At 72.5% G+C, this 25,734-nt stretch carries 26 protein-coding genes; 18 read left to right on the plus strand and 8 right to left on the minus strand.

Features of this window, described 5'->3' with window-relative positions:
• The first annotated feature begins 59 nt into the window (after nucleotides 1-59).
• Nucleotides 60-338: a hypothetical protein gene (locus tag I3V78_RS02965; protein ID WP_204484799.1), complete on the plus strand. Its 279-nt coding sequence runs from the start codon at nucleotides 60-62 to the stop codon at nucleotides 336-338.
• A 29-nt stretch (nucleotides 339-367) separates the two neighbouring features.
• Here the strand turns inward: I3V78_RS02965 and I3V78_RS02970 are convergent, their stop codons facing one another.
• From I3V78_RS02970 to dnaA, 6 genes are all read right to left on the minus strand, one after another.
• On the minus strand, nucleotides 368-1,882 hold the full coding sequence (locus I3V78_RS02970; RefSeq protein WP_204484800.1) for an insulinase family protein: 1,515 nt from the start codon (nucleotides 1,880-1,882) through the stop codon (nucleotides 368-370).
• Nucleotides 1,882-3,291, minus strand: a complete 1,410-nt coding sequence (locus tag I3V78_RS02975; RefSeq protein WP_204484801.1) for a M16 family metallopeptidase — start codon at nucleotides 3,289-3,291, stop codon at nucleotides 1,882-1,884. Before I3V78_RS02975 ends, I3V78_RS02970 begins: the two co-directional genes overlap by 1 nt.
• A gap of 101 nt (nucleotides 3,292-3,392) precedes the next feature.
• Complete coding sequence (locus tag I3V78_RS02980; protein WP_204484802.1) at nucleotides 3,393-4,115, minus strand: class I SAM-dependent methyltransferase; 723 nt, start codon at nucleotides 4,113-4,115, stop codon at nucleotides 3,393-3,395.
• A gap of 16 nt (nucleotides 4,116-4,131) precedes the next feature.
• On the minus strand, nucleotides 4,132-4,758 hold the full coding sequence (locus I3V78_RS02985) for an NAD(P)-dependent oxidoreductase (RefSeq protein ID WP_204484803.1): 627 nt from the start codon (nucleotides 4,756-4,758) through the stop codon (nucleotides 4,132-4,134).
• A gap of 202 nt (nucleotides 4,759-4,960) precedes the next feature.
• Nucleotides 4,961-5,530: a hypothetical protein gene (locus I3V78_RS02990; RefSeq protein WP_204484804.1), complete on the minus strand. Its 570-nt coding sequence runs from the start codon at nucleotides 5,528-5,530 to the stop codon at nucleotides 4,961-4,963.
• Nucleotides 5,531-5,633: 103 nt separating this feature from the next.
• Nucleotides 5,634-6,986, minus strand: a complete 1,353-nt coding sequence (gene dnaA / locus I3V78_RS02995) for a chromosomal replication initiator protein DnaA (RefSeq protein WP_204484805.1) — start codon at nucleotides 6,984-6,986, stop codon at nucleotides 5,634-5,636.
• Between the two features lie 331 nt (nucleotides 6,987-7,317).
• Between dnaA and rpmH the strand changes: the two genes are divergently transcribed.
• The 9 genes from rpmH to I3V78_RS03040 all read left to right on the plus strand — a co-directional run bounded on the left by rpmH (nucleotide 7,318) and on the right by I3V78_RS03040 (nucleotide 14,374).
• Nucleotides 7,318-7,470 carry a 50S ribosomal protein L34 gene (gene rpmH, locus I3V78_RS03000; protein WP_002621386.1) on the plus strand — a complete coding sequence of 51 codons (153 nt, stop codon included), beginning with the start codon at nucleotides 7,318-7,320 and terminating at the stop codon, nucleotides 7,468-7,470.
• 15 nt (nucleotides 7,471-7,485) lie between these two features.
• Entirely contained in the window at nucleotides 7,486-7,884 is a 399-nt protein-coding gene (rnpA, locus tag I3V78_RS03005) for a ribonuclease P protein component (RefSeq protein ID WP_204484806.1), read from the plus strand.
• Nucleotides 7,881-8,099, plus strand: coding sequence for a membrane protein insertion efficiency factor YidD (yidD, locus tag I3V78_RS03010; protein WP_204484807.1), 219 nt, complete (start codon nucleotides 7,881-7,883; stop codon nucleotides 8,097-8,099). Before rnpA ends, yidD begins: the two co-directional genes overlap by 4 nt.
• Nucleotides 8,100-8,112: 13 nt before the next feature.
• Complete coding sequence (gene yidC, locus I3V78_RS03015; RefSeq protein ID WP_204484808.1) at nucleotides 8,113-9,951, plus strand: membrane protein insertase YidC; 1,839 nt, start codon at nucleotides 8,113-8,115, stop codon at nucleotides 9,949-9,951.
• Nucleotides 9,948-10,700 (plus strand): KH domain-containing protein, encoded by a 753-nt coding sequence (locus tag I3V78_RS03020; RefSeq protein WP_204484809.1) that lies wholly within the window; start codon nucleotides 9,948-9,950, stop codon nucleotides 10,698-10,700. The genes yidC and I3V78_RS03020 overlap by 4 nt, the downstream gene beginning before the upstream one ends.
• A 40-nt stretch (nucleotides 10,701-10,740) precedes the next feature.
• A complete protein-coding gene (locus I3V78_RS03025; RefSeq protein ID WP_204484810.1) occupies nucleotides 10,741-10,971 on the plus strand; it encodes a hypothetical protein in 231 nt (76 codons plus the stop codon).
• Between the two features lie 213 nt (nucleotides 10,972-11,184).
• Nucleotides 11,185-12,360, plus strand: a complete 1,176-nt coding sequence (locus tag I3V78_RS03030) for a hypothetical protein (RefSeq protein WP_204484811.1) — start codon at nucleotides 11,185-11,187, stop codon at nucleotides 12,358-12,360.
• Between the two features lie 32 nt (nucleotides 12,361-12,392).
• Nucleotides 12,393-13,718 (plus strand): tRNA modification GTPase, encoded by a 1,326-nt coding sequence (locus tag I3V78_RS03035; protein ID WP_204484812.1) that lies wholly within the window; start codon nucleotides 12,393-12,395, stop codon nucleotides 13,716-13,718.
• 71 nt (nucleotides 13,719-13,789) lie between these two features.
• Entirely contained in the window at nucleotides 13,790-14,374 is a 585-nt protein-coding gene (locus tag I3V78_RS03040; protein WP_239577156.1) for a Uma2 family endonuclease, read from the plus strand.
• A gap of 17 nt (nucleotides 14,375-14,391) precedes the next feature.
• On the opposite strand, the gene I3V78_RS03045 is transcribed toward I3V78_RS03040, so the two are convergent.
• Nucleotides 14,392-15,318: a GspE/PulE/PilB domain-containing protein gene (locus I3V78_RS03045; protein WP_204484814.1), complete on the minus strand. Its 927-nt coding sequence runs from the start codon at nucleotides 15,316-15,318 to the stop codon at nucleotides 14,392-14,394.
• A gap of 176 nt (nucleotides 15,319-15,494) precedes the next feature.
• Nucleotides 15,495-17,291: a signal peptide peptidase SppA gene (gene sppA, locus I3V78_RS03050; RefSeq protein WP_204484815.1), complete on the minus strand. Its 1,797-nt coding sequence runs from the start codon at nucleotides 17,289-17,291 to the stop codon at nucleotides 15,495-15,497.
• 214 nt (nucleotides 17,292-17,505) lie between these two features.
• Between sppA and I3V78_RS03055 the strand changes: the two genes are divergently transcribed.
• The 8 genes from I3V78_RS03055 to I3V78_RS03090 all read left to right on the plus strand — a co-directional run bounded on the left by I3V78_RS03055 (nucleotide 17,506) and on the right by I3V78_RS03090 (nucleotide 25,656).
• Nucleotides 17,506-18,396 (plus strand): alpha/beta fold hydrolase, encoded by an 891-nt coding sequence (locus I3V78_RS03055; protein WP_204484816.1) that lies wholly within the window; start codon nucleotides 17,506-17,508, stop codon nucleotides 18,394-18,396.
• An 8-nt stretch (nucleotides 18,397-18,404) separates the two neighbouring features.
• The gene (locus I3V78_RS03060) at nucleotides 18,405-18,545 is read left to right on the plus strand and encodes a hypothetical protein (RefSeq protein ID WP_204484817.1); all 141 of its coding nucleotides are present in this window, start codon (nucleotides 18,405-18,407) and stop codon (nucleotides 18,543-18,545) included.
• A 351-nt stretch (nucleotides 18,546-18,896) separates the two neighbouring features.
• Nucleotides 18,897-19,448 carry a hypothetical protein gene (locus I3V78_RS03065; RefSeq protein WP_204484818.1) on the plus strand — a complete coding sequence of 184 codons (552 nt, stop codon included), beginning with the start codon at nucleotides 18,897-18,899 and terminating at the stop codon, nucleotides 19,446-19,448.
• Nucleotides 19,449-19,458: 10 nt separating this feature from the next.
• Entirely contained in the window at nucleotides 19,459-19,965 is a 507-nt protein-coding gene (locus I3V78_RS03070; RefSeq protein ID WP_204484819.1) for a hypothetical protein, read from the plus strand.
• Nucleotides 19,966-20,031: 66 nt separating this feature from the next.
• Nucleotides 20,032-21,408 carry a Tox-REase-5 domain-containing protein gene (locus tag I3V78_RS03075; RefSeq protein ID WP_338023453.1) on the plus strand — a complete coding sequence of 459 codons (1,377 nt, stop codon included), beginning with the start codon at nucleotides 20,032-20,034 and terminating at the stop codon, nucleotides 21,406-21,408.
• Nucleotides 21,409-21,417: 9 nt separating this feature from the next.
• Nucleotides 21,418-22,155 (plus strand): Imm52 family immunity protein, encoded by a 738-nt coding sequence (locus I3V78_RS03080; protein ID WP_204484820.1) that lies wholly within the window; start codon nucleotides 21,418-21,420, stop codon nucleotides 22,153-22,155.
• Entirely contained in the window at nucleotides 22,152-22,739 is a 588-nt protein-coding gene (locus tag I3V78_RS03085) for a HEAT repeat domain-containing protein (RefSeq protein WP_204484821.1), read from the plus strand. The genes I3V78_RS03080 and I3V78_RS03085 overlap by 4 nt, the downstream gene beginning before the upstream one ends.
• Nucleotides 22,740-22,839: 100 nt before the next feature.
• Nucleotides 22,840-25,656, plus strand: coding sequence for a M16 family metallopeptidase (locus tag I3V78_RS03090; RefSeq protein WP_204484822.1), 2,817 nt, complete (start codon nucleotides 22,840-22,842; stop codon nucleotides 25,654-25,656).
• Nucleotides 25,657-25,734 lie beyond the last annotated feature (78 nt).

Raw genomic sequence — 25,734 nt, forward strand, 5'->3', positions numbered from 1 at the left:
CGGGGGGCGCCCCACATTAGGGAGCGTCGGGGAACAGCTCCCGCGCATGGAGGCCTCACATGGCTCGCAATGACAAGAACGCGCGGCGCGGCGGCACGCCCCCCTTCGAGAAGGACCGGGTCGACCGGGGCCAGGAGGCGGATGACACCCGGCCGCTCTACGCCGCCGATGCCATCCACTCCACCGAGGAGGCCAAGTTCGCCCTCGACAGCGACGGGCCCGTGGGCGGCCCCGTCTCGCACATCACCAGCCCCATCGAGGAGTCCGACGAGTACGACCGGCAGGGACTCGGCCGCACCGAGTCCGAGCAGGACGCGGACCCCCAGGAAGGGCCCTAGTCGCTGGGCCCTGGTCGCCGGGCCCCTGGCTAGCGGCGCGGCTTGGGGGTCTGGGTGGGGTCTTCCACCGTCCACTGGCCCAGCCCCAACCCCTCCACCTGCTTCTTCACGGTGTCCGGGTCACCCACCAGCACCACCTGCATGCTGCCCGGCGCCAGGTAGGCCTCGGCCACGCGCTGCACCTCGGGCGGGGTGGCCTTGCGCAGGCCCTCCACCGTCCGCGCGTACTCGTTCATGGGCAGGCGCAGCGTGAAGAGCGCCGAGGCGCTCAGGCCCAGGCCCTCCACCGACTCGAAGGAGCCCGGGAAGCTCTGGATGAGGCCCTCGCGCGCCGACTCCAGCTCCTTGGCCGTGATGGGCCGCTCGCGCACCCCCTCCAGCTCCCGGAAGAACTCCTGGAGCGCCGCGCCCGTCACGTCCGCGCGCACCGACGACGAGGCCGTCACCGGCCCCACGCCCAGCCGCCCGTCCGCGCTCGCGTTGGCCCCGTAGCTGTAGCCCTTGTCCTCGCGCAGGTTCATGTTGAGCCGGCTGCCGAAGAAGCCGCCGAACACCGTGGTGGCCAGCTCCAGCGCCGACTCCTCCGGGTTGCTCGCGGCGATGCCCGGCCGCCCCAGGAGCACCACCGTCTGGTCCAACCCCGGCTTGGGTACGAACACCACCTGGGTGCGCGTGGGCACGGGCGGCGCGGGCGGCACCGGCGGCAGCACCGCCTTGCCCTTCCAGTCCCCGAAGGACTTCCTGGCCAGGGCCACGGCCTGCTCCAGGGTGATGTCCCCGGTGATCACGAGCGCCGTGGTGCGCGGGCCCACGTGCGCCTCGTGGAAGGCGCGCACGTCCTTGGCCGTCACCGCCTGCACCGTGGAGGGCAGGCCACTCACCGAGTGCCCATAGGGGTGCGTGGGGCCGAACACCGTGCGCAGGAAGGCCTGCTGGGCGAGGAAGCCCGGGCTGCCCAGGGCGCGCACCAGCTCCGCGAGCTGCAGCGTCTTGCGCCGCTCGAAGTCCTTGGGCGCGAGCGCCGGCCGACGCGTCACGTCCGTGAGCAGCGCCAGCGCCGCCTCGGTGTTGCGCGCGAGCACCCGCACGCCCAGGGTGGCCCCGTCCGAGGAGACACTCACCGAGGGCGACACGCCCAGGTTCTGGAAGGCCTGGTCGAGCGCGAGCGTGTCCTTGCCGCCCGCCCCCTCCAGCATTGTCTTGTAGGTGAGGTCCGCGAGGCCCCACTTGCCCGCGGGGTCCCCCGCGCCGCCCACCGCGAAGCTCAGGCCCACGTAGACGAGCGGCAGCTCGCGGCGCGTGCTCACCAGCACCGTGAGGCCGTTGTCCAGCTCGGCGCGCTGGAAGGTGGGCAGCACCAGCTCGGGCGGCTTGCCGGGCTGGGGCGGGGTGTCGCGGAAGGACTCGGCGTCCGCGGCGGGCGCCGGGCCCGGCTCGGACGAGGGCGCGGGCGTGGACGCGTCGGGCACGGGCGCGGGGGCCGTGCGGCAGGCGGAGGCGGTGAGCACCGCCAGGGTGGACAGGGCCAGGAGCCGGCGGCGCATCAGGGCTTCTCCTTCTGGGGAGCGGGCGGGGAACCGGCCGCGGGGGCCGAGGGCACGGCGTGCAGCACCACGCGCTGCTGGGGCTGGAGCGACTCGCGCATGAAGGCGCGCACCGACTCGGGCGTCACCGCGTCGTAGCGCTCCAGGTCGCCCATGAGGAAGCCCGGGTCGCCCTTGTGGTGGTTGTACGTCTGCAGCACGTCGGCCTTGCCGCCGAAGCTGCCCACGGACTGGAGCCCCGCGAGCATCTGCGTCTCGAAGCGCGTGCGCGCCTGGTCGAGCTCCGCGGGGGTGGGGCCCTCGCGGCGCAGGGTGTCGAGCACCACGTCGAGCTCCTTGGCGAGCGCGTCACTGGACACGCCGGGCCGGGCCACGGCCTCCACGGTGAAGACGGACTGGGCGCCCAGGCTCTGCTGGTTGGCGCTCACGCTCTGCGCGAGCCCCTTGTCCACCACCAGGTGCTTGTAGAGCCGGCTGGACTTGCCCGTGCCGAGCACGTTGGCGAGCACGTCCGCGATGGCGTCGCCTTCGGTGAGGTAGGGGGGGCTCAGCCACGCCATGCTCACGAGCGGCAGCGTGCCCACCTTCTCGTCGTGGCGAATGACTTGCTCCCGGGTGCGCGTGAGCGGGGCCACCTGGGGCCGCGCGGGCTTGGCGCTGCCCTGGAGCGTGGCGAAGTACTTCTCCACCAGGGCGCGCGCCTGGGCGGGGTCGAAGTCCCCCACGATGGCGAGCGTGGCGTTGGCGGGCGTGTACCAGGTGCGGAAGAAGGCCTTCACGTCGTCCACGGTGGCCGCGTCCAGGTCCGCCATGGAGCCGATGATCTTCCCGAAGTACGGGTGGGGCGCGGGGAAGAGCGTCTGCCAGAGCTTCTCCTGGGCGAGCCCGTAGGGGCGCGTCTCCAGCGTCTGGCGGCGCTCGTTCTTCACCACCTCCTGCTGGGTGCGCAGCTTCTTCTCGTCGAGCGCGTCGAGCAGGAAGCCCATGCGGTCGCTCTCCAGCCAGAGCGCCGTGGCGAGCTGGTTGCTCGGCACCGTCTCGAAGTAGTTGGTGCGATCGAAGCTCGTGGTGCCGTTGAGGTCCGTGGCGCCCAGCTGCTCGAGCAGGCCGATGTGCACGTCGTCCGGCACGTGCTTGGAGCCCTGGAACATCATGTGCTCGAAGAGGTGGGCGAAGCCGGTGCGGCCCGGCTGCTCGTCATAGGAGCCCACGTGGTACCAGATGTTGACGGCCACCACGGGCAGCTTGGCGTCGCGCGCGAGCAGGACCTCCAGCCCGTTGGGCAGCGTGTACTTCTCGAAGGGAAGCGCCAGCGCCTCGCGTCCGGGGCTCAGCGGCTTCGCCTCGTGTTGCTGGGCGAAGGCCGGGGCGCCAAGGGCGAGGGCGGCGGCGGCGATGAATGCTTTCATGCGAGCGAGGGCCTCCTCGGGGTTCAAGGGCCCACCGCTTAGCACCGCCCTCGGAGGGGCGGAGCGGGTTTTAGCCGCGCAGTGTTCACTCCGGGCGGTGGCTAGCGCCGGGTGGCGATGACCCCGCACAGGCCGAAGCGGTCATAGGGCGCGGGGAAGACGTCCCGGTACACGTCCACCTGGAAGCCCTGGGCCTCGAGCAGCGCACGGGCGCGCGGCAGCAGGAACGTCAGGTAGTACATGACGAAGGGCGGGCGCCACACGGCGTTGCGCACGTGCATGGCGGCGTTGAAGGCCTTGGCCATCCAGTACCCGGGCCGCAGCCGCGAGGGCTCCTCCCCGGTGACGAAGAGGAAGCGGCCCCCGGGGCGCAGCACCCGGTGGATGCCCGCCACCAGCCGGGGCTCGTCCGCCTCGAGGATGTGGCCGAAGGCGCCAAAGCTCGTCACCAGGTCGAACGTCTCCGTCCAGGGCAGCGCCAGGGCGTCTCCCTGGACGAACTCGAGCGCGGCCTCGCCCGGCGCGTCCGCGAGCTGGCGCCGGGCCTCGTCCAGCATGCCCTGGCTCAGGTCCAGCCCCACCACGCGCTCGCGGCACAGCGGGCGCAGGTGGCGCATGCCCGCGCCCGTGCCGCAGCACACGTCCAGCGCGCTCGCCACGCTCCGGTCCGCCCCGGCCAGCAGCAGGCTCGCGGCCACCACCGGCTCGGGCGTGCGAAACGGCGTGTACTCGAACTTGGGCGCGAGCAAGTCATAGCCCCGCTCCACCGACTGGAGCCCCTGCCGCACGAGCTCCAGGACGCTGGGACCCTTGGGATGGAACATGGCGTGGCCTCCGGCCTCAGTCCCCGACGATGCCCACGCGCACCCGGTGGTGGTCCTGGCCGGTGGCCACCTTGAGGGTGAAGTCGGCCACGTCCTCGGCGTACACCTGACGGCCGCCCGTGGGCAGGGCCTCCACGGCGGTGCGGTACTTGCCCGTCTTCACGCCGCTGGGCATGACGGGCGGACACACCACCACCCAGTCGAGATCACTCTCGCGCAGGCCGAGGAAGGCCCCCCGGTGATCCTCGAAGGCGTGGCGCAGGAAGGGCGGCACGCCGTGCTCGCCGGTGAGGCCGCCGGACGCGTGGGGCAGGAGGCCCGCGGCGCCCACGGTGACGAGCCGCTGCACGCCCTCGGCCTTCATGGCGGCCACGATGCTGCGCAGGCCCTCGGTGACGACGGTGACGGCGTGGGTGGCGTCCCGGGCGCCGAGCGCGCTCACCACCACCTCCGAGCCCCGGATGGCGTCGGCCACGGTGACGCCGTCCTCCAGGCTGCCCTTCTTGATGAGGAGCCGCGCGTGCTTGAGGCCCAGCCGTTTCGGATCCCGCACGTACGCCGTCACCTCGTGCCCCTGCCCCAGCGCGTCGTGCACCAGTGTGTGCCCGACCCGCCCCGTCGCTCCGAAGACCGTCAACCGCATGGGTATTGCTCCTCCGCGCCCGTCCCCGCCGGGCCGCGCCTCCGGACAACGCCCGTCCTCGTCCCGGGGGGGACGAGGGATGGGCCGGAGCGCCTCGCGGGGGGCGGACGGCCCAGAGGTATACCGGACCCGGTGGTGGGTTGTCCCGCCCGGCCGCCACGGCGCGTGTGGGTGTGGCGGCGCCAAACACCCGCGGGACGGCTCAGGCCGTGGGCAGGGGCGCCCACTGCCGCTGGAACGCCTGGGCGAGCTGGTCGCCCAGCCGCTGGACCGCCTGCTCCAGCATCTCCAGGCGGGTGTTGTGCTGATCCAACCGCTCGGTGACGCTGGCCCGCAGGAATTGCAGCTCCTTGAACCAGGAGTCGCGCAGCTGGTTGAGGCGCAGGTGCTCCTCGTCCCGGTAGCGCAGGAGTTCCAGGTTGAACTGGCGGTCGCGTTGCTTGCTGGCGGCCGCCTCGATCTCCACCTGGGAGGTCAGCATTCGCAGCTCCCGTCCCTGCGCGGACACCTTCTCCTCAAGATCCTGGAGCCGGTGTTCCACCAAATCGAGGCGCTGCTCCACGCGCTCCATCCGCTGCTCCAACGCGTCGAGGCGCTGCTCCACGCGCTCCAGCCGCTGTTCCACGCGCTCCATCCGCTGTTCCAACCGTTGCTGCCCTTGCTCCAGGCGCTCCAGCCGGGGACCCCACGCCTCGAGCAGCGCCAGGATGCGCTGTTCGCCGTGGGTGAGGTTGGGCTCGTTCCTGAGAGACGACGACCTGGACCCGTCCATCGACACACTCCTCCCGTGATGACCGCGCGGACAAGATGACCTCCCGGGTCACCCGCAGTCAAGTCACGTCCGAGGTCATGTCGAGGGGGACGGGAACGCCCGTCTACTCGCCGGTCAGCTTCGCTTCCAGCTCGTCCAGCTCGCGCTTCACGCCGGTGTCGGTCTCGCGCAGCTTCTCCACCTTGCGCACCGCGGAGATGACGGTGGAGTGGTCCTTGCCAAAGCGCGCGGCGATCTCCGGGAAGGAGCCCTTGGTGAGCTTGCGGCTCAGGTACATGGCCACCTGGCGCGCGTGGGCGAGCGCCTTGTGCCGCCGGTCCTCCTTCAGGGCCTCCACGGGCACCTTGTAGTAGCGCGCCACTTCCTTCTGGATGGACTCCACGTCCACCACCTGGCGGCTGGGCAGCACGTCCTTGAGCACGTGCGCCGCGAAGTCCACCGTCACCGGCTGGCGCGACAGCGAGTGGATGGCGCTCACCTTCACCAGCGCCCCCTCCAGCTCGCGCACGTTCTTCTGGATGGCGCGCGCGATGAAGTGCGCCACGTCGTCCGGCAGGTCCATGCCCTCGAGCGCCGACTTCTTCTGGAGGATGGCCACGCGCGTCTCGAAGTTGGGCTCCTGGATGTCCGTGATGAGCCCCATGCTGAAGCGGCTGCGCAGCCGGTCCTCCAGCCCCGGCACCTCGGCGGGCACCATGTCGCTGGTGAGGATGATGGCCTTGCCCAGCTCGTGCAGGGTGTTGAAGGTGTGGAAGAACTCGCGCTGGGTCTCCTCCTTGCGGCCGAGGAACTGCACGTCGTCGATGAGCAGCACGTCGCACTCGTCGCGGAACTTGCGGCGGAACTCCGGCATGCGCTGCTCGCGCACGCTCTCGATGAACTCGTTGGTGAACTGCTCGCTCGACAGGTAGACCACGCGCTGGCTGGGGTCGCGCTCCCAGATTTTATTGCCGATGGCGTGGAGCAGGTGCGTCTTGCCCAGGCCCGTGCCGCCGTACACGTAGAGCGGGTTGTAGGCCCGGCCGGGGCTGTCGCTCACGGCGGCGGCCGCCGCGGCGGCGAGCTGGTTGCTGTCGGCCACCACGTAGCTCTGGAAGGTGAAGCGCGCGTTCATGCGCGGGGGCCGGGGGCCGTCGGGGCGCGCGGCGGGCGCCGCCTGGAGCGTGGGGCTCGGCGCCAGGCCCGCCACCACCTCGTAGCCAATCTTCACCGGCCCGTCCGTCACCCGGGCCAGCGTGGACTCCAGGAGCGGCCGGTAGTGATCGTCCACCCAGTCCCGGTAGAACCGGTCGGGCACGCCCAGCACCAGCACCTCCTCGCGGACCTCCAGGGGGCGCATCCGGCCCACCCACCCCAGGGCGTAGTCGAGCTTGTCCTGGCGGAAGCAGTCGAGCATCCGCTCCCAGAGATTCTCGGCACTTGAAGGAGGAGCGGCGGTGCGGGCGAGCGCGTTCACGAGAAGGCCTCCGGTGCGCCGGCGGAGGGCCAGGCAGGGGACCTCGGGTGCTAACAGGGGGTACCTGGGCGATCAAGTTCCCCACCCCAACCCCAAGGATTCCGGGCACCTGGAGGCCTTGGACTGATCCAGGTGGATCTGGGGGTGGCGGGGGGCTCCCACCCCCAGATATGGGGGGCTCCGAGGGAAGGCGGGGGCGGCGGGGGGTGGGAAGTGATCCCGCCGTTGACTTGGGTGGGAGATCGGGTTACGAGCGCCGCCTTCCTCTGTTTCATGGATAAGGGCGTCGCGCCTCCGGGGCGAGCGCCACAGCGTCCGCAGGAGTTCTTCCGTGTCCAAGCGCACCTACCAGCCCTCGAAGATCAAGCGCAACCGCACCCACGGGTTCCGCAAGCGCAACTCCACCCGCGCGGGCCAGGACGTGCTCAGCCGCCGCCGCGCCAAGGGCCGCAAGCGTCTGGTCGTGTCCGCCTACAAGAAGTAGTTCCGGGCGCTCCTCGTGAAGGTCGAGGGACAGGCTCCCACCCGCGACGAGCGCTTCCCCAAGGCCTCGCGCCTCCTCAAGCGGCGCGAGTTCCTCGAGGTCCAGGAGAAGGGTCAGAAGCTTCCCGCTGACTGTCTCCTGGGGCTCGCGAGGCCCAACGGTCGGCCGTACAGCCGGGTGGGCCTCACCATCTCCAGCAAGGTGGGCAACGCCGTGGAGCGGGCCCGCCTGCGTCGGCTCCTGCGGGAGTGCTTCCGCAAGCGCCAGGGCCAGTGGCCCCCCGGAGTGGATGTCGTCCTCGTGGTGCGCCAGTCCGCCAAGGACGCTTCCTTCGCCGTCGTGTCGCGGGCCTTCGATGGCGTCACCCGCAAGCTCCAGCGGCTCCTCCCCTCGGCCCCCCGCGAGTCCCGATGAGTCCCCTCGCCTCGCTCCTCGCGCTGCCCATCCGTTTCTACCGGCGGTGGATCTCCCCGTGGCTGCCTCCGGCATGCCGCTTCCACCCCACGTGTTCCGTGTACGCCCTGGAGGCGCTCCAGAAGCATGGCGCCTTTCGTGGTCTTGGCCTCACCCTGCGCCGGCTGAGTCGCTGCCAGCCCTTCCATCCGGGCGGTTTCGACCCGGTGCCCTGACCCCCTCCTGCCTATGAACAACGACCTGGATCCGCTCTCGCCCAACTCGGCCGAATCCCAGAAGCGGCTGCTGATGGCGCTCGGGCTCGCCATGTTGCTCACGCTCGCCTACACCACCTTCCTGTCCCCCCAGGGCCCGCCGCCCGGCGCGGGCGAGGCGGACGCGGGCACGCCGGTGGCGCTCGCCGACGCGGGCACGTCCCCGGGCGCGGCCGAGCGCCCCGCGGGCACGCCCCCCTCCCCGGGCAGCGGGAGCGAGGGCGCCCAGGTGGCCGAGGCCGCCCCCGAGCCGCCCGTACGCACGGTGGACCTCAAGCGCATCGAGACGCTCTACGCCTTCTCCACCGAGGGCGCGGGCCTGACCTCGGCGGTGCTCCAGGGCGTGAAGATGCGCGAGCAGGCGCACCTGTCCATCACCGACGGCTACAAGATGCTCTTCGGGGGCGAGGTGCCGCCGCCGCCGCAGATGAACCTGGCGCAGCCGGTGGCGGGCCAGCCCCTGCCGCTCGCGGTGGCCATCTCCGGCCAGGCGAGCCTGCCGGCCACGGCGCGCTACGCGCTGGTGGAGTCCGAGGACACCCGGGGCGCGACCTTCACGGCGCGCCAGGGCCCGTGGGAAGTCACCAAGCGCGTGGAGTGGCCCGAGGAGGGCTTCGAGCTGCTCTACACCGTGCAGGTGAAGAACACCTCGGCGCGCGCGCTCACCGGCGAGCTCGCGGTGCACTACCACCGCGCCATCGACCCGAACAACGAGCACGCCCCGTCCTTCTTCGGCGGCGTGGGCAACCTCAGCTACGCCTCGTGCCACGTGGGCGAGGACAAGCACAAGCTCGCCGCGGACGAGAAGCAGCCCGAGCCCGAGGCGCTGCGCGGCCAGGTGCACTACTTCGGCATCGACCAGCAGTACTTCCTCTCCGCGCTCTACCCGCTGGAGGGCCCCACCCCGGGCCGGTGTGACCTGGTGGCCACGCCCACCGCGCGCGGCGTGGTGGCGCACTTCCCGCTCACCGCCGAGGCCGGCCAGACGGTGACGCTGCGCTTTGGCGGCTACCTGGGCCCCAAGGAGCCCGACCTGCTCGCCGCCCTGCCCGGCGCTGCCCTGCGCCAGGCCGCGAGCCTGCCCGCGAGCGCCCGCGCCCCGGAGCTCTCCGAGACGATCGACTACGGCATGTGGGCCGTCATCGCCAAGCTGCTCGTCGGCATCATGAAGTTCTTCCACGGCCTCACCGGCAACTGGGGCGTGGCCATCATCCTGCTCACCGTGCTCGTCAAGACGCTGCTGCTGCCGCTCACCCACCGCTCCATGGTGAGCATGGAGGCCATGAAGAAGCTCCAGCCGCGCATCGAGGAGCTGCGCAAGAAGTACGGCGAGGACCGCGAGCGGCAGAACCTGGAGATGATGAAGCTCTACCAGGAGGCCAAGGTGAACCCCCTGGGCGGCTGCCTGCCCATGCTCATCCAGATGCCGGTGTGGATCGCCCTCTTCACGGCCCTGCGCAACAGCTACGACATCTACCAGGAGCCCTTCTTCGGCCCGGTGTGGCGCGACCTCACCTACAAGGACCCCACCTACCTGCTGCCCGTGGCCCTGGGCGTGAGCATGATCATCACCCAGCGGCTGCAGCCCCAGATGGGTGACCCGGCCCAGGCGCGCATCATGACCTGGGTGGTGCCCATCATCTTCACCGCCACGCTCTTCAACTACCCGGCGGGCCTCGCGCTCTACATCTTCACCAACAACCTCTTGTCCATCGCCCAGCAGTACGGCCTGCGCAAGTGGCTCGCCAGCCGGGAGCTCGCCACGGCCACCGCCGGCGGCCCGCCGCCCTCCACCGGAGGCAAGCGCAAGTGAGCGACGCCTCCTCCACCCCCGCCTCCCAGGACCTGCGCCCCCGCGTGGAGAAGCTCCTGTCCGACATCCTCGGGCTCATGGGCTTTCCCGCCCGGCTCGACTTCAAGGACGCGAGTGACGGCAGCCTCTGTGTCGCCCTGCACTTCCAGGGCGGCCCGCCTCCGGGCGTGGAGCAGGGCAAGCGCAGCCAGGTGATGGACTCGCTGCAGTTCCTGCTCAACAAGATGCTCCACCGCCCCGGCGCCGAGCGCCGCTTCGTGCTCCTGGGCGCCGGCGTGCACCCCGAGCCCCGGAGCGAGCGCGCCCGCAAGGAGCCGGCCACGCCCGCCCCCGCCGCCCCGGCGCCCGCCGCGCCCGCCCCCCGGGCCGCTCCGCCCGCCGCCCCCGCGCGGGGCGCGCGTGCCGCCCCGGTGAAGGCCGCGCCCGCCGCGCCCAAGGCCGTGGCCGCCCGCCCCGTGGAGGGCGACGAGCGCGCCCTGGAGGTGAGCGAGGAGCCCACCCTGCGCGCGGCCGCCCGGGCCCTGGCCGAGAAGTCGGCCACCCTGGGCCGCGCCTACGCGCTCGTTACAATGAAATCAGAGGACCGCGCGCGCGTCCTGAAGGCCGTAGGCGATGTGCCGGGGCTCAAGGTCTCCTGCGAGGGCGAGGGCCGCAACCGGCGTGTGGTGTTCACTCCGGACAAGCTCGCCCCGCTGCCCAAGCGGAGCATGCTCCCGGCGGACGATGACGAGGACGAACTCGAGGGCTGAGCGCCCCCGGGGCGTCCTCCCGACAGGAAAGGACAACCCGATGGGCAAGGCCAAGTCGCTCAAGGACAAGCTGTACGGCGCGGCCGTGCTGAAGATGAGCTTCCGGCTGCGCGGGGACGAGGAGTCTCCCGCCTTCAAGGTCGTGTACCCCGGCGTGCTGCGGGACCTGGCCCTGGAGGATGATGCCGTGGAGCGCTACATCCTCGACAATCGCGAGGCGGTGGAGCGCGCCGCCCGCGGCACCAGTCCCGCCCCCGGCCCACGCACCTGACCCGCGGGGCCCTGCCCCCCGGGCCGAGCCCTCTGTCACTCGGCGGGCGGCGCCCCCGGGCAATGCTCCGCCGGTGGACATCGCCCCCGTCGACCACCGGCCGCGCGGCTGGACGCTCGCCGGGGTGGCGCCTACCTCCTGTCGTGTCTCCGGCGGACCCATTCCGGGCTTCCGTTCGAGGACGTGCTCCCCCGAGCACCGGAGGGCTTGCCCATGCGACGTCCCCTGCTCCTGTCCGTGTCCATCCTCTGCTCCCTCGCGTCCGGTTGTGGCGGCGAGGCGACCTCCCCCGGAGGCGACTTCGAGGTCCCCTCCAACCGCACCGGCCCCCAGGGGCCCCAGGGCGAGCGGGGTCCGCCCGGTCCCGCCGGCCAGTACGCGCGCATCCGCACCGTGTCGCCCGGCGGCTCGGCGCGTGACAGCGGCGAGGCCCTGCGCAAGACCCTCGAGGGCATCCTCGAGCCGTCCGCCGACTCGCCCTGGCTCATCTACCTGGAGCCCGGCGTGTACGACCTGGGCGAGCAGGGCCTGCACCCGCGGCCCTACATCTACTTCCAGGGCGCGGGCGCGGGCCTCACCACCGTGCGCTCCACCTCGGCCGAGCCCACCTTCACCGCCGTGGCGCACTCGGAGCTCTCCGCGCTCACCGTGGAGAACCGGGGCGGCGGCCCGCGCGCCGTGGCCCTGGCCACCCCGTCCTCGGACTTCCGCGCCCACGAACTGGAGGCGCTCGCCCAGGGCGGCCTGGAGCGCACCGCGGCCATCGTGGCCACGGGCGCCTCGGGTGAGGTCATCACCCAGGGCGCGGAGTTCACCCGCGTGCGGGCCCGGGCCCAGGCGGACGCGGGGAGCGTGGCGGGCCTGGAGTGTCAGGACTGCACCCTGCGCCTGACGGGCTCCACCTTCCGGGGCGAGGGCGGCCGCCAGGCGGTGGGCGTGAGCGCCATCGGCGGCTCGCTGGAGCTGTGGGACACGACGGCCGACGGCTTCAAGGGCGCCGAGGAGAGCCTCGGCGTGGAGGCCCGGAGCTCCGCGCACCTGATGCTCGTGCGCGCCGAGGCCCGGGGCCGCGAGGCTCCCGCCTCCACCGGCGTGCGCCTGTCCTCCTCCACCGCCAGCGTGCGCGACAGCACGCTCGCGGGCACCGGCCAGCCCGGCCACCAGACGCGCGCCCTGGACACCTCGCGCGTGGGCCGGCTCACCTACAAGGTGGAGGTGGAGCGCTCCACGCTCGTGGGCGCCTCCCAGGTGGTGCGCGGCGCCGAGGGCTACTCCATCTTCATCGGCGGCTCCCAACTGCGTGGCGGCCAGGTGGAGGGCGGTGGCATGGTGGCCTGCCACGGTTCCTACGACGAGAACTTCACCTCGCCCGCCCCCGCCTGCCCGTAGCGCGGCACGCGGCCGGCGGGCCGCCTGACGCCATGCACCCGCCCGTCGCCACCCTCGCCGCGCTCGCCACCGCTCCCGCCGCCGGAGCGGTGGGCATCCTCCGGCTGTCCGGCCCCGCCGCCCTCGACGTGGGCCGCCTGCTCGCCCCGTCCGTGCCCGAGGCCCCCACGCCCCGCCATGCCTACCTCGCGCGCTTCGTGGACGCGCAGGGCGCCGCGCTCGACGAGGGCCTCTTCCTCTACTTCCGCGCGCCCCACTCCTTCACCGGCGAGGACGTCGTCGAGCTGCAGGCCCACGGCGGGCCGCGCCTGCTCCGCCTCTTGCTCGCGCGCGCCCTCGCCCACCCCGCCGTGCGCCCCGCCGGCCCGGGCGAGTTCACCCGCCGCGCCTTCTTGAATGGCCGCCTGGATTTGACGCGCGCCGAGGCCGTGGCGGACCTCGTGGCCGCGGACTCGGAGGCCGCCGTGCGCGCCGCCGCGGCGGGCCTGTCCGGGGCCCTGGCCGCGCGGGTGGCCGCCCTGGAGGCCCCGCTGGGCGCGCTGCACGCGGACCTGGAAGGCGTGCTGGACTTCCCCGAGGAGGCCGAGGGCGCGGACGCGGACGCGGTGCCCCGGCTCGCGCACCTGGAGGCCGAGGCCCGGGCCCTGCTCGCCGAGGCGGGCCGGGGACGGCTCGTGCGGCGGGGGGCGCGCGTGGCGCTCTACGGGCCCGTCAACGCGGGCAAGTCCACGCTCTTCAACCGGCTGGTCGGCGAGGCGCGCGCGCTGGTGGACGAGGAGCCCGGCACCACCCGAGACGTGCTGGAAGCGCGCCTGGAATGGGAGGGCCTTTCCCTCACCCTCTTGGACACCGCGGGCCTGCGCGAGACGCCCGGCCGGGTGGAGGCGCTCGGCATCGCCCGCGCGCGCGAGGCCCTGGGCACGGTGGATCTGGCGGTGCTGGTGCTGCCCCCGGGCGCCTCCCCGGCCGAGGCCGAGGGCTGGCGCGCCGAGGCCGGGGACACGCCCGTGCTCCGCGTGGCGGGCAAGAGCGACGTCGGGGTCGGCGTCGGGGACGCGCTCGCGGTGAGTGGCCGCACGGGGGCGGGGGTGGAGGCCCTGCGCGCCGAGGTGCTCGGGCGGCTGTGGGGCGGAGGCGCGCCGGGCGCGGTGGCCCTGGTGTCCGAGCGCCACGCGGACGCCCTGCGGCGCGCGGCCGAGGCCCTGGCGCGGGCGCGCGAGGCCCTGGCGGTGAGCACCCTGGAGGCGGTGTCCGGCGAGGTGGGCCTCGCCCGCGAGGCGCTCGGCGAGGTGTCGGGAACGAGCGCCTCCGAGGCGCTACTCGACGCCCTCTTCGCGCGCTTCTGCATCGGCAAGTGATGTCAGACCCGTCCGTAGAGTGCTGCCCCTGCCCGGCCCGCTGGGGGCCGCAGGAGGACAGGGTGATTTCGATGTGCGACAGCCAGGTGGCGTACTCGGCGCTCGAGGCGCTGCCGATGGGGTGGGTGGGGGAGATTCTCGACGAGGAGCTGGTGGCCTCGCCCCGCCTGGCCCCGCCACAGGCCCGCGCCGCGTTCATGCTGGGCGTGGAGTTGGGCGAGCGGCTCGACCCGAGGCGCGGCGGCTCCGGCCGCTGGTGCCTCCTGCGCGCGCCCGAGCTGCGCCTGGGCCCGGACGTGCTCGTGCCGGACCTCGCCGGCTGGCGCCGCGAGCGCTTCGAGCAGGCCGGGGGACAGGACGCGCCCTTCCTGCGCGTCGCGCCGGACTGGGTGTGCGAGGTGCTCGGCCCCTCCACCGCCGCCCTGGACCGCACGCGCAAGCTGCCCGCCTACGCGCGCGCCGGCGTGTCCCATGTCTGGCTCGTGGACCCCGGGGCCCGCACGCTCGAGCACTTCCAGCGCGTCAAGCGCGGCTGGTTGCTCGCGGGCGTGCACGAGGGCGACGCGCTCATCCGCGCCGAGCCCTTCGCCTCCACGGCGCTGGAGCTCGGCGCGTTGTGGATGCCCCCGGAGGGGCACCTGGAGCTCGTCCGTTAGCCGCTCGACGCCAGGTGTTAGTCCTGGAGGCCGTGGGCCTCGCCCAGCAGTCGCCGCACCTCGTCCCGCAGCCGCGCCTCGTCCAGCGGGGCCGCCGGGAGGAAGCCGTGCGCCCCGAAGCGCCGCGCCCGCTCCCCGTCCCGCAGGGGATCCTTGCCCGCCGCGAGCAGCCGCGCGCGGGGCCGACGCGGCAGCACCTCCAGCCACGGCAGCGGCGCGAGCACCAGCGCGTTCTTGCGCGCGGTGAGCACCTCGCCCTCGGTGGCCACGGCCGCGCGGTGCCCCTCCCGCGCGAGCAGCCGCACCAGCGCCTCCCCCACCCCGTCCCGCCACCCGTACACGAGCACCAGGCCGTCCGTGCGCGGCACCTCCGGCAGGGCATGCAGGGTGCGCTCGAGCAGCCCCTCGAAGGTCGTGTCCCCGAGCGCGTCCGCGAGCACGGCGCTCGCGTCGATGTCCTCCGGCAGCGGCAGGCCCGGGACGAGGGTGTCGTCCGCGTCCGCGGCCGGGCCGTAGAGCCGCTCGAGGGCGCGCGCGAGCGCCTCGTCCGTCACGAGCTTGGGCACCACCCAGCTCTTGTTCGTCACGGTGCGCACCGCCTCCAGGGACTGCAGGCTCGCGGGCGCGGCGATGGCCACCACGAGCACCGTGTCCCGCGGGCCCTCCAGCCGCAGGGGCACCAGCCGGTGCCGCTCGGCGAGGCGCCGGGGCACCTGCCGCCCCAGCGCGGGGTCCAACGGCTCGCGGTCCAGGTCCAGCATGGGCACGCCCGTCTGCAGCGCGAGCGCCTCGAGCAGCTGGGTGGCGGTGCACAGCCGCAGGTCCAGCATCACCTGGCCCAGCGGCGCGCCCCCATGGCGGTGGTGGGTGAGCGCGGTGTTGAGCTGGCCGCTGTCGACCATGCGCTTCTCCAACAGGATTTCCCCCAGCCGCTTCCTCGTCATCTGCATGGACTCCCCCCGTGTGTTCCGTCCCATGGGTAGGGCGGCCCTTTCCGGGGCGCCAACGGCGCGCCCCCGGGGGGGTTCTTCGCTGGACGTCCGCGCGCCGCGCCTTGATTGGCTGTCCGTTTTGTCGGGGCGGGGCGCGCGGGGGCTGTGGGGTTGTCGACGGCCGTCTGCTACCAGCGCGTCTCCGGCACCGGCGTGGAGAGCACCCGGGGACGCTCGCCCGCCAGCCCCAGCTGCACGCCGAGCCGGTGCAGCGCCTGGAGTTGCGCGGTGATCGGGGCCCACGCGGCTGTGGGACGCACGCCCGCCTGCACGTCGTCGCTGTTGTCCCCCTGGTCGTTGCCGAGCAGCCCTGCCACCACCTCGGCCGTGCCCTTCTTCTTGGGGAAGAGCTCCAGGCGCACGTCGTCGCCCTCGAGCTTCGCCACCTCGCGCACGAGCCTCAGCGCCACCGGGAAGCCGCCCAGCTCGTCCACCAGGCCCCGCTCCTTGGCGTCCGTGCCGCTCCAGATGCGGCCCTTGGCCACCGCGCGCAGCTTCTCCACCGGCAGGTTGCGCCCCGCGGCGGCCTTGGCGGTGAAGTCCTCGTAGACCCGGTCGAGGAAGCCCTCGTTCTTGGCGAGCTGCTCCGGGGTGAACTCGCGCGAGGTGGCGTACATGGTGGCGTTCTTGCCCACGCCCAGGGGCTCCCAGTTGACGCCCAGCTTGTCCCACGCCTCCTGGGTGACGAGCTTGCCGCTGTACACGCCGATGCTGCCGGTGAGCGTGCCCGGCTGGGCGACGATTCTGTCCGCGTCCATGGAGATGAAGTAGCCGCCGCTGGCCGCGTACGTGCCCATGGAGACGATGACGGGCTTGCCCTTGTCCCGCGCGCGGCGCACCTCGCGGCGCACGGTGTCGCTCGCCACGTAGCTGCCCCCGGGGCTGTCCACCCGGAAGAGGATGGCCTTGACCCGCTCGTCGTCCACCGCCTTGCGGAACGCCGCGGACACCGTGTCGCTGCCCATGCCGCCCTCGCCCGACACGGGGTTGCCCCCGCTGCTCTCGCCCCGGGAGATGGCGCCCGTGCCGTAGATGAGCGCCACCACCGGGCCCGTGGTGTGCGGCCGCCCCGCGCGCTCGAGGTACTTCTCCAGGAAGAGCAGCTTTGCGTCCGCCCCCGCCTCCTCCTTCACCTTCGCGTACACCTCGTCGCGGTAGAGCAGCCCGTCCACCAGCTTGAGCTCCAGCGCCCGCGCGGCGAGCAGCGGGGCCTCGTCGATGGCGGCGCGCACCTGCTCGGCGCTCAAGCTCCGGTCCTCCCCCACCCCCGCGGCCATCTGCTCCACCACGCTCGTCAGGTAGCGCTCCAGCTCCTCGCGGTGCGGCTCGGTGTACGTCTGCTCGGTGTAGCTGTTGACGGCCGCCTTGTACTCGTAGCGCTTGCCCATCTGCGGCTTGACGCCCACCTTGGCCAGCGCGTCGCGGAAGAAGGGCGTCTCGGTGCCCACGCCGGTGATGGACAGGTCCCCCGAGGGCTGCACGTACACCGCGTCGAACGCCGAGGCCAGGTAGTACGCCCCCGTGCCGCTGCCGTCCTCGCCGAAGGTGTCCGCGTACGCCACGGCCTTCTTGCCCTTGGCCCGGAACGCCTTCACCGCGTCGCGCAGCTCCTGCACCACCGCCACGCTGCCGGGGCTCGCGCCCACGCGCGCCACCAGCATCTTCACCCGCGTGTCCCCGCCCGCCTTCTCCAGCGCCTCCACCACGTCGCGCACCGTGGGCTTGTTCGCCCCGAACGCGCTCGCCAGCGAGTCCTCCCCCACGTGCTCGCTCAGGGGCTCGTGCAGGTCCAGCTCCAGCACCACCGCCCCGGGCACCCCCGGCTTGCTCGAGGCCCCCAGGAAGGCGAGCCCGATGATCGCGCCCACGAACAGCAGGGTGAAGGCTCCCACCACCGCGAGCAGTCCGATGAAGAAACGTTTCATGTGCATGTACTCCCTGGCCCCAACGCCTCGGCCCTCGGCTTAACACCACCCCGTGCCCGCTCCGCCTGCGGACGAGCGGGTGTTCACCCGCGGACGAACGAAGCCCGGCGCCCCGCCGGTTGTCTCTTCCCGCGGAGCCCCGGGGTCTTCCCCGCCCGACGCGATGACTACTCCTTTCGCCAGCACCTCGCACCCTTCACGTCTGGAACCCGTCATGACGCCCACCCTCCACCCCGAGCGCACGAGTGCCCTGGACGCGCCGCCCACCTGCGAGCCCCTCTGCAGCCGGGTGCACACGGTGGTGGGCGGCGGCGGGCTCGTCCTGCGGGTGCGCGAGCTGGGCGACCCGGACGGGCCCCCGCTGCTCTTCGTGCACGGCTTCTCCCAGTCCCACCAGGCGTGGCGGCGGCAGTTGCACAGCGCCCTGGCCCTGGGCTTCCGGCTGCTGGCGGTGGACCTGCGCGGGCACGGGGACTCGGAGGCCCCCGAGGGGGCGTACGGCGACGGGCGGCTGTGGGCCGAGGACGTGCACGCCGTCATCACCACGCTGGGCCTGGAGCAGGTGCTGCTCGTGGCGTGGAGCTACGGGGGCATGGTGGTGCTCGACTACCTGCGCCACCACGGCGAGGGGCGCGTGGCGGGGGTGAACTTCGTGGGCGCCATGGTGAAGAGCGGCTCGGAGGAGGCCTTCGGGCTGCTCGCGCCGGAGATGCTGGCGCTCATCCCCGGCCTGTTCTCGCGCGAGCCCGAGCCGGGCGGGCGGGCCATGGAGTCCTTCGTGTCGCTGCTCCACCACACGCCCCCGGCGCCCGAGACGCGCCGCGCGGTGCTGGCCTACACCGCGCGCGTGCCCGCCCACGTGCGCGAGGGCCTGGGCTCGCGCGCCCAGGACAACGACGACGTGCTCCGGAGGCTGCACGTGCCGGTGCTCGTGTCCCACGGCCTGGAGGACCGGGTGGTGCTGCCCGCCTCGGGCCGGCACATCGCCGCGCTCGTGCCCCATGCCCAGCTGTCCTTCTACCCGGAGACCGGCCACTCGCCCTTCTGGGAGGCGGACCGCCGCTTCAACCGGGAACTGGCCGCGTTCGCCGCCCGGTGCTGGTGAGGGGACGCATGGGCGACGAGACGTTCACGCGGGAGCGCGAGGCCATGGCCCGCCACACGATCCCCGAACTCATCGAACTCCTGGCGAGCGAGTCCCTGCGCACGCGCTTCCTGGCGGAGATGGTGCTGCGCGACGCCACGTCCATATGACTGCACTTCCAGCCCGCGGGTCCGCGGGCCGAGCGGGAGCAGGCCATTCAGGAGTGGCGCGATTGGTGGGAAGCGCACCGGAGCACCTTCAAGCGGCGCTGGGGCCGCTCGGTGGAGGCGTGCGCGCGGCCCGCCGGTGGTTCGCTCCGGGGGGCGCGCAAGCCCTCCAGGTAGGTGGGTGAAGCGAGGCGTGTGCGAAGCGGCTCCCGCGACCCAGGACAACCGTTCTGACCGCGAATGCCTGGCGGAATGCCCCGAGGCGTGCGTCCGACACGCACTGGACAGCCCTGCCTCCAGCTGCTCTCTTCGTGAAGAGAGACCGGACAAGGGGTCTCACTGGGGGCATGAACCATGAGGGGCGTGAAGCTATCGGTGGGCGGTTCGGTCATCGGGAAGGCCAAGACGTGGGCCTACCCCGACGGAGCGCGGTTGGGGCTCTACAAGATTCCGACGTATGAGCTGACGGTGGCCGGAACGAATGCCAAGGGCAAACGCGTGAGCAAGAACTTCGAGGTCATGCGCTTCGGGGTTCAATTCAAGGAAGGGTTTGCCTCGCCCAAGGTGGTTGGACTGGCCGACAAACAGACGCATGTCATCAAGAAGTGGATTCCCACCTATACCGTCCACTCCGCCGATTCCTTGGAGAAAGGCGCCTGGCAGGTGTACGACAGCTTCTTGATCCACGATGGCCCGGACGACCCCTCGATCGAGGAATACGCCTCGATCGGTTGTGTGGAGATCTGCAACGGGCCGCAAGGCTTTGACTCCTTCAATGACCTGATCATCTCCCTGTCGGGCTCCTCGAAGACCCAACGTGGGGAGCAACTCCTGGAGATCGGAAGTTCGGGCCAGCTGTCGATTTCCTACGAGCAGGCGAAACGGCCCGCCCTCGAGCGGTGGTAGGGGGCCGCGCATGACCCACTCAATCGTCGCCGCGCTGCTCCTCCTTCCGTTATTGGTCACGGCGGCTCCTCGACAGGAGGACTCGGCCTCCGCTCTGCTCGACCAGTTCGCCGCCGACTTCATCGAGACCGCATCGCGTTCCTGGTCGGACTACCGTGTGTGTGAATACCGCTCGAAGACAGACGACAAGCGGGACTTCCTGGGCAGGAGCTTTGGCCGGGACGTGTTTCCCGCGAATGCGCACATTCGTTGGAAGGAACTGCAAGTCAGTGAGACCGGCGACTCCCGCTCGTTGCATCTCGGGCTTGTGGCCGTCACCTTCCAGGATCCAGCGGCCGCGAATCGCGTCTATGCCCAGCTCGCCGCCGAACCACAACCCTATCTCCTGAAGACGAAGATCCGGACGCGCTACAAGGCGCTCATCCGTGGCGATTCGGTGGTGATCCTGTACTCGGAAACGCACGGCCATGAGTCGTTGAAACGCTTCTTCGAGGCGGTCGACAAGCTCCCGGGATAGACCGCGTCCGCGTCGTTCCACCTCAGCGGGTTTGGCGGGCTCAAGCGCGTGGAGTCATTTCCAGACGTGAAGGGTCGTGGAGGTTGGTGGCTCGGGTGGGTGCTGGCGCTCCTGCTGGCGAGCGGGTGCGCGACGGACCTGGGCGCGGGAGGCGCCGCTGAGGACGAGGCGAGACCGGACGCTTTCCAGGTGCTGCAAGCGGCCAGTGGGCTCGACCCCGAGGCGTGGCACGCGCCGGGGCGGCCCCTCACCGTGGCGCGGGCGCGGGAACTGCTCGGCCAGGTGGCACGGGCGCGCGTAACCCAGCGCAGCTTCGCGCCGCGCCGGGCCCTGGCGTGGCTGCTGACCGAGGCGCTGGAGGGGGGCGAGGCCGTGGCGCCCGGAGAGCTGCGGCGCCGGGCGAGGCGCTTCGAGCAGGTGGGCGTGGTTCGGCCGGACGGCGTTTGGGTGGCGGCACTCACGGGTGAGCCGCTGCACTCCCTGGGCCGGCTGGAGCTGGTGGACGGGGAGTGGCGGGTGGGCCGGCTCGTGGTGGGCGACTTCTACGCGTCACGTGGCGGGGTGCTCTACCCGGTGAACGCGGTACTGCGACGCGAGCCCGGGCCTCCGTGGGGAGAGGTGGGCCTGGGGCGCGACTGGCTCAACGCGGCGCTGGATGGCGCGGAGGACGCCGTGGGGGAGATGGCACGGGCGCTCGGGCACACGGTGCTCCACCCCGTACGGACAGCGGAAGACCTGGCGCTGCTGCCCAGGACGGTGGCGCGACTGCTGCTGGCGTCACCCGCGTACTTCGAGCGCTACGGCGCCCTGCCCCGAGAGGCGCAGCTCCGCGAGGCGGCGAGGCTGTCCACGCACGTGGTGATGCTGGTGGGAGGAGGCGAGGTCGCGGCGGGACGGCTGGGCGGGCTGGGGCTGGAGCTGACGGCTCAGGGCGAGCTGGTGCTGGCGCGGAGCGTGGCGGGCGTGGAGGCAGGTGCGGCGGTGCTGGGAGTGGGCGCGCTCTCGGTGGTGCACATGGCTCGGCCCGGAGAGACACCATCGCGCGCGGGACCGGGGCGGTGGGTGCACCAGACGCCGACGACGGAGTCGGCGCAGGCGCTGGACTACCAGGAGCAGGTGACGGGCCAGCCGGCGTGGCGGGTGTACCGGGTGGGCGAGGTGGAGTTCGACGGCTTCAACGGCGTGGAACTCCTGGAGGCCAAGGGCGGCAGCTACAAGAAGTTCCTGGAGAAGGGCGGCACGGCCCAACCGTGGTTCGCGCGAGGCAAGGGGCTCAAGGGCGTGTTGAAGCAAGCGGAGGCGCAGTGGAAGGTTTCCCAACGCTTGGGCATTCCGCTGGTGTGGCATGTGGCCGAAGTGGAGTTCGCGAACTTCCTTCGCGCCACATTCGAGTTCCGTGGTTGGAGCAGCATCCAGGTTCGCCACACGCCGCCAACGCGCTAGAAAGCCCGCATGAGCGAGCATTACTTCGTGGGGGCCTACTGGGGACCTCGTCAGGAGACGGCGCGGGCGTGTGCCCAACGCTCGGAACTCTTCCTGCGCCTGCTCGCTGAATGTGACCCCTCCTTCGCCCAGTGGTATCGAGTGGGAAAGAAGGCTCCCCCGGGGCTCCCCGGTCATCCCATCCAGAGCGTGGATGACTTGGAGCGGTTGATGTTGTCGGGACGCAACCGCAGCAGTGTTGGCCGGAAGGTGCTTGAGGACCTGGGCTTCCTGACCGGCGTATTCAACGCGCGGAAGGAGGACACGAGGCTGGAGTTCCACTGTGGCGCGTACTACCCAGAGGGCCACAATTACTGCCTGTTGGAGCCGCCCAGGGATGGCCCCGTCCATGAGCGGCTGTTGAGCGCGCCCGTCCTGGCGCGAATCGTCACGAGTCTGGTGACGGCTTGGGATCCAAACTTCGTGACGGCCTCGTCCCTGGAGATGCTGCGACTCGTGGAGGGGCCAGAGCGGGAGACGCGCGTGGGCTGGCTCACGTACGTGTCGCGGAGGTTGGGCACGGTGCCACCGCTGCCCGCGCCCGTGCGCATCGAGCCCGTGGGCACCCAGGGCTGGTTGCTCACCCTGTCCCCCGAGCGCATGACGGCGGCCAGTCCCGAGCACGTGGCCCTCACCGCCCGCGTGCGCGAATTGCTCGACCGCGCGGGCCTCATCGCCCGGCCTCACGCGCCCCGGGAGCCCTCGTGACCCGACACCGGCACTGGCGGCGCGACGTGCCGCCCGCCCACCTCGACCGCCTCGTGCGCGCCCTCGCGAGCGGAGACCCCGAGCTGAGTCCCACCACCGCCGGACAGCGGCTCGCGCGCTCCCGCGTCGGCATGCGGCGGCTCGTCCGCGTCGTCCGCTCCTCCGCCGACCTGTCCACCCGCCTGACCGCGCTGTACGAGTTCCTCACCGCCCGCCTCGCCCCCTGGCACCTCGCCCTGCTCGGGCGCGTGTTCGCCGACCCCCACGCGCCCGCCCTGCTGCGCGCCCTCGCCGCCGAGGGCCTCGGCATCCACCTCCCCCGCCTCTCCTCCCGCCGCCGTCCCCGCCGCCGCGACGCGCGCCTGCTCGACGCGCTCCACCGGGGCCTCGCGGACCCCGAGCCCGAGGTCCGCTTCTGGTGCATCTACGCCCTCACCGCGCTCGGCGATGCGCGCTGTCTGCCCCGGCTGCGCCTCATCGCCGCCACGGACACCGCCGCGGCGAGCCTGTGGACCCTTCGTCAGGAGGCGCTGTGGGCCCTCGGACAGTTCGAGGGCCGGGACCTGGATCCCCACGCCTTGTAGGGCCTCGGGCGCGCACACGGGAACACACCCCGGGGGCCTCGGGTTGGTAGGTTTCGTTCGTCGTCCAGGCTTCCCCCCCCGTCCCTTTCGAGGCCCCCGCATGCCCCTGCTGTCCCGCCCGCGCCTCCTCGTCCTCGGCCTGCTGCTCGCGGCCGCCCCCGCGCTCGCCCAGGCGCCCGCCTCCAAGGCCGCTCCCTCCAAGGCCGCGCCGGCGTCCGCCCCGCCCGCCCCCGTCACGAGCGTGGAAGGCATCTCCGAGTACCGCCTGCCCAATGGCCTGCGGGTGCTGCTCTTCCCGGACCCCACCAAGTCCACCGTCACGGTGAACCTCACCTACTTCGTCGGCTCGCGCCACGAGGGCTACGGCGAGACGGGCATGGCGCACCTGCTCGAGCACCTGATGTTCAAGGGCACGCCCACCACGCCCAACGTGCCCCAGGCCCTCACCCAGCGCGGCGCCCGCCCCAACGGCACCACCTGGCTCGACCGGACCAACTACTACGAGACCCTGCCCGCCTCGGGCGACAACCTGCGCTGGGCGCTCGGCTTCGAGGCGGACCGCATGCGCCACAGCTTCATCGCCCAGAAGGACCTGGACAGCGAGATGACCGTGGTGCGCAACGAGCTGGAGCGCGGCGAGAACAGCCCCCAGCGCATCCTCAACCAGCGCGTCATGAGCGCCGCCTACGCCTGGCACAACTACGGCAAGCCCACCATCGGCGCGCGCGCCGACCTGGAGCACGTGCCCATCGAGCGGCTCCAGGCCTTCTACAAGCGCTACTACCGGCCGGACAACGCCCTGCTCGTCATCGCCGGCCAGTTCGACCCGGCGCGGGCGCTCGCCGACGCGCGCGCCACCCTGGGCCGCGTGCCCGTCCCCAAGGAGCCCCTGCCGGTCACCTACACCGAGGAGCCCACCCAGGACGGCGAGCGCCGCGTCACCCTGCGCCGCGTGGGCGACGTGAGCGCCCTCAGCGCCGTCTACCACGTGCCCGAGGGCGCCCACCCGGACTTCGCCGCCATCGACGTGCTCACCCACGCGCTGGGCAACACCCCCTCGGGCCGCCTGTACAAGGCGCTCGTGGAGACGAAGAAGGCGACCAGCGCGAGCGCCTACAACCTGCAGCTGCACGACCCGGGCGTGCTCACGCTGTCCGCCGAGGTGCGCGAGGGCCAGTCGCTCGACGCCGCGCGCGAGGCGCTGCTGGCCACCGCGGAGAACGCCGCCGCCACGCCCTTCACCCCGGACGAGGTCAATCGCGCCAAGACGTCCCTGCTCAAGTCCGTGGAGCTGCTCCTGCGCGACTCGGAGGGCGCCGCCATCCAGCTGTCCGAGTGGGCCGCCGCCGGTGACTGGCGCCTGCTCTTCCTGCACCGCGACCGCATCGAGGCCGTCACCCCCGAGGACGTCACGCGCGTGGCCTCGCAGTATCTCAAGCAGAGCAACCGCACCCTCGGTGAGTTCATCCCCACGCCCCAGCCGGACCGCGCCCCCATGCCGCCGCGCGTGGACCTCACCGCCATGCTCCAGGGCTACCAGGGCCGGGGCGCGGTCGTCGCCGGCGAGGCGTTCGACCCCTCGCCCGCGAACATCGAGCGGCGCGTGACGCGCTCCACCCTGGGGGGCCTGCAGCTCGCGCTCCTGCCCAAGAAGACGCGCGGGGAGATGGTGAACGTGTCGCTCGCGCTGCGCTGGGGCACCGAGCAGGCGCTCCAGGGCCGGGACACCGCGGCGGACCTGGCCGGCTCGCTGCTCATGCGCGGCACCCGGAAGCACTCGCGCCAGGAGCTGCGCGACACGTTCGACCGGCTCCGGGCCCGGGTGGGCGTGGAGGGCGGGGCCACGGGGGCCACGGTCTGGGTGGAGGCGCCCACGCAGAGCCTGCCCGAGGTGCTGGCGCTCGTGGCCGAGGTGCTGCGCGAGCCCGCGTTCGAGCCGCGTGAGTTCGAGCTGCTCCGCCAGGAGCGCCTCGCGTCGCTCGAGTCGCAGAAGAGCGAGCCCACGGTGCGCGGCCGCACGGCCTTCTACCGGGCCCTGTCGCCCTACCCCAAGGGGCACCCCTACCACGTGGACTCGGTGGAGGAGTCGCTCGCGGACGTGCAGGCGGTGACGCTCGAGCAGGTGCGCGCCTTCCACCGCGACTTCTACGGCGCGTCCAAGGGCGAGCTCGCCGCGGTGGGCGACTTCGAGCCCGAGGCCCTGGTGAAGCAGGTGGGCGCGCTGTTTGGGGACTGGAAGAGCCCGGCGCCCTACGCGCGCGTGGAGGCCCGGCCCTACCAGCGGGGCGTGGCGGGCCAGGTGGTGGAGACGCCGGACAAGGCCAACGCCCTGTTCCTCGCGGGCCAGGGGCTGGACTTGCGCGATGACGACCCGGACTACCCGGCGCTGGTGCTCGGCAACTTCGTGCTCGGCGGGGGCTTTCTCAACTCGCGCCTGGCCACGCGCGTGCGGCAGAAGGACGGCCTGTCCTACACGGTGAGCAGCTCCCTGAGCGCGGGGGTGTTGGACCCGGTGGGCCTGTTCTCCACGTACGCCATCTACGCGCCGCAGAACGCCGAGCGGCTGGAGACGGCCGTGCGCGAGGAGCTGCAGCGGGTGCTCGACCAGGGCTTCACCGCCGAGGAGGTGGACAAGGCGCGCGCGGGGCTCCTGGAGTACCGGCGCACGGCGCGCGCGGACGACGGCGGCCTGGCGCGCACGCTCGCGGCGTACCTGTACTACGGGCGCACGCTGGCGTTCGACGAGGCCTTCGAGAAGCGCATGGCCGCGCTCAAGCCGGCGGACATACGCGCGGCCCTGGGCAAGCGGCTCGACTGGAAGCAGGTGACGGTGGTGAAGGCGGGCGACTTCGAGGGCGCCCGGACCAAGGCCTCCGCGCCCCCGGCCGCCGGAGTGAAGACACCCACCGCGCCGTGAGGCGGGGGCTCGGGGGGGTACTCCTGGGACTGGGGCTGGGGTGCGCCCCCGGGCTCCAGTCCCAGTCGTGCGTGCTGA

Origin of the sequence: Archangium primigenium (genome assembly GCF_016904885.1) — a bacterium.
Lineage (GTDB): Bacteria > Myxococcota > Myxococcia > Myxococcales > Myxococcaceae > Cystobacter > Cystobacter primigenius.

Excerpts from the sequence above, each read along its gene's own strand:
- sppA (WP_204484815.1), bottom strand. The coding sequence starts at position 17,291 with ATGAAACGTTTCTTCATCGGACTGCTCGCGGTGGTGGGAGCCTTCACC.
- I3V78_RS03045 (WP_204484814.1), bottom strand. The coding sequence starts at position 15,318 with ATGACGAGGAAGCGGCTGGGGGAAATCCTGTTGGAGAAGCGCATGGTC.
- I3V78_RS02985 (WP_204484803.1), bottom strand. The coding sequence starts at position 4,758 with ATGCGGTTGACGGTCTTCGGAGCGACGGGGCGGGTCGGGCACACACTG.
- I3V78_RS03040 (WP_239577156.1), top strand. The coding sequence starts at position 13,790 with ATGTGCGACAGCCAGGTGGCGTACTCGGCGCTCGAGGCGCTGCCGATG.
- I3V78_RS03090 (WP_204484822.1), top strand. The coding sequence starts at position 22,840 with ATGCCCCTGCTGTCCCGCCCGCGCCTCCTCGTCCTCGGCCTGCTGCTC.
- I3V78_RS02980 (WP_204484802.1), bottom strand. The coding sequence starts at position 4,115 with ATGTTCCATCCCAAGGGTCCCAGCGTCCTGGAGCTCGTGCGGCAGGGG.
- I3V78_RS02970 (WP_204484800.1), bottom strand. The coding sequence starts at position 1,882 with ATGCGCCGCCGGCTCCTGGCCCTGTCCACCCTGGCGGTGCTCACCGCC.
- I3V78_RS02990 (WP_204484804.1), bottom strand. The coding sequence starts at position 5,530 with ATGGACGGGTCCAGGTCGTCGTCTCTCAGGAACGAGCCCAACCTCACC.
- I3V78_RS03065 (WP_204484818.1), top strand. The coding sequence starts at position 18,897 with ATGAGGGGCGTGAAGCTATCGGTGGGCGGTTCGGTCATCGGGAAGGCC.
- I3V78_RS03055 (WP_204484816.1), top strand. The coding sequence starts at position 17,506 with ATGACGCCCACCCTCCACCCCGAGCGCACGAGTGCCCTGGACGCGCCG.
- I3V78_RS02965 (WP_204484799.1), top strand. The coding sequence starts at position 60 with ATGGCTCGCAATGACAAGAACGCGCGGCGCGGCGGCACGCCCCCCTTC.
- I3V78_RS03035 (WP_204484812.1), top strand. The coding sequence starts at position 12,393 with ATGCACCCGCCCGTCGCCACCCTCGCCGCGCTCGCCACCGCTCCCGCC.
- I3V78_RS03030 (WP_204484811.1), top strand. The coding sequence starts at position 11,185 with ATGCGACGTCCCCTGCTCCTGTCCGTGTCCATCCTCTGCTCCCTCGCG.
- yidC (WP_204484808.1), top strand. The coding sequence starts at position 8,113 with ATGAACAACGACCTGGATCCGCTCTCGCCCAACTCGGCCGAATCCCAG.
- yidD (WP_204484807.1), top strand. The coding sequence starts at position 7,881 with ATGAGTCCCCTCGCCTCGCTCCTCGCGCTGCCCATCCGTTTCTACCGG.
- I3V78_RS03070 (WP_204484819.1), top strand. The coding sequence starts at position 19,459 with ATGACCCACTCAATCGTCGCCGCGCTGCTCCTCCTTCCGTTATTGGTC.
- I3V78_RS03080 (WP_204484820.1), top strand. The coding sequence starts at position 21,418 with ATGAGCGAGCATTACTTCGTGGGGGCCTACTGGGGACCTCGTCAGGAG.
- I3V78_RS02975 (WP_204484801.1), bottom strand. The coding sequence starts at position 3,291 with ATGAAAGCATTCATCGCCGCCGCCGCCCTCGCCCTTGGCGCCCCGGCC.
- I3V78_RS03060 (WP_204484817.1), top strand. The coding sequence starts at position 18,405 with ATGGGCGACGAGACGTTCACGCGGGAGCGCGAGGCCATGGCCCGCCAC.
- I3V78_RS03025 (WP_204484810.1), top strand. The coding sequence starts at position 10,741 with ATGGGCAAGGCCAAGTCGCTCAAGGACAAGCTGTACGGCGCGGCCGTG.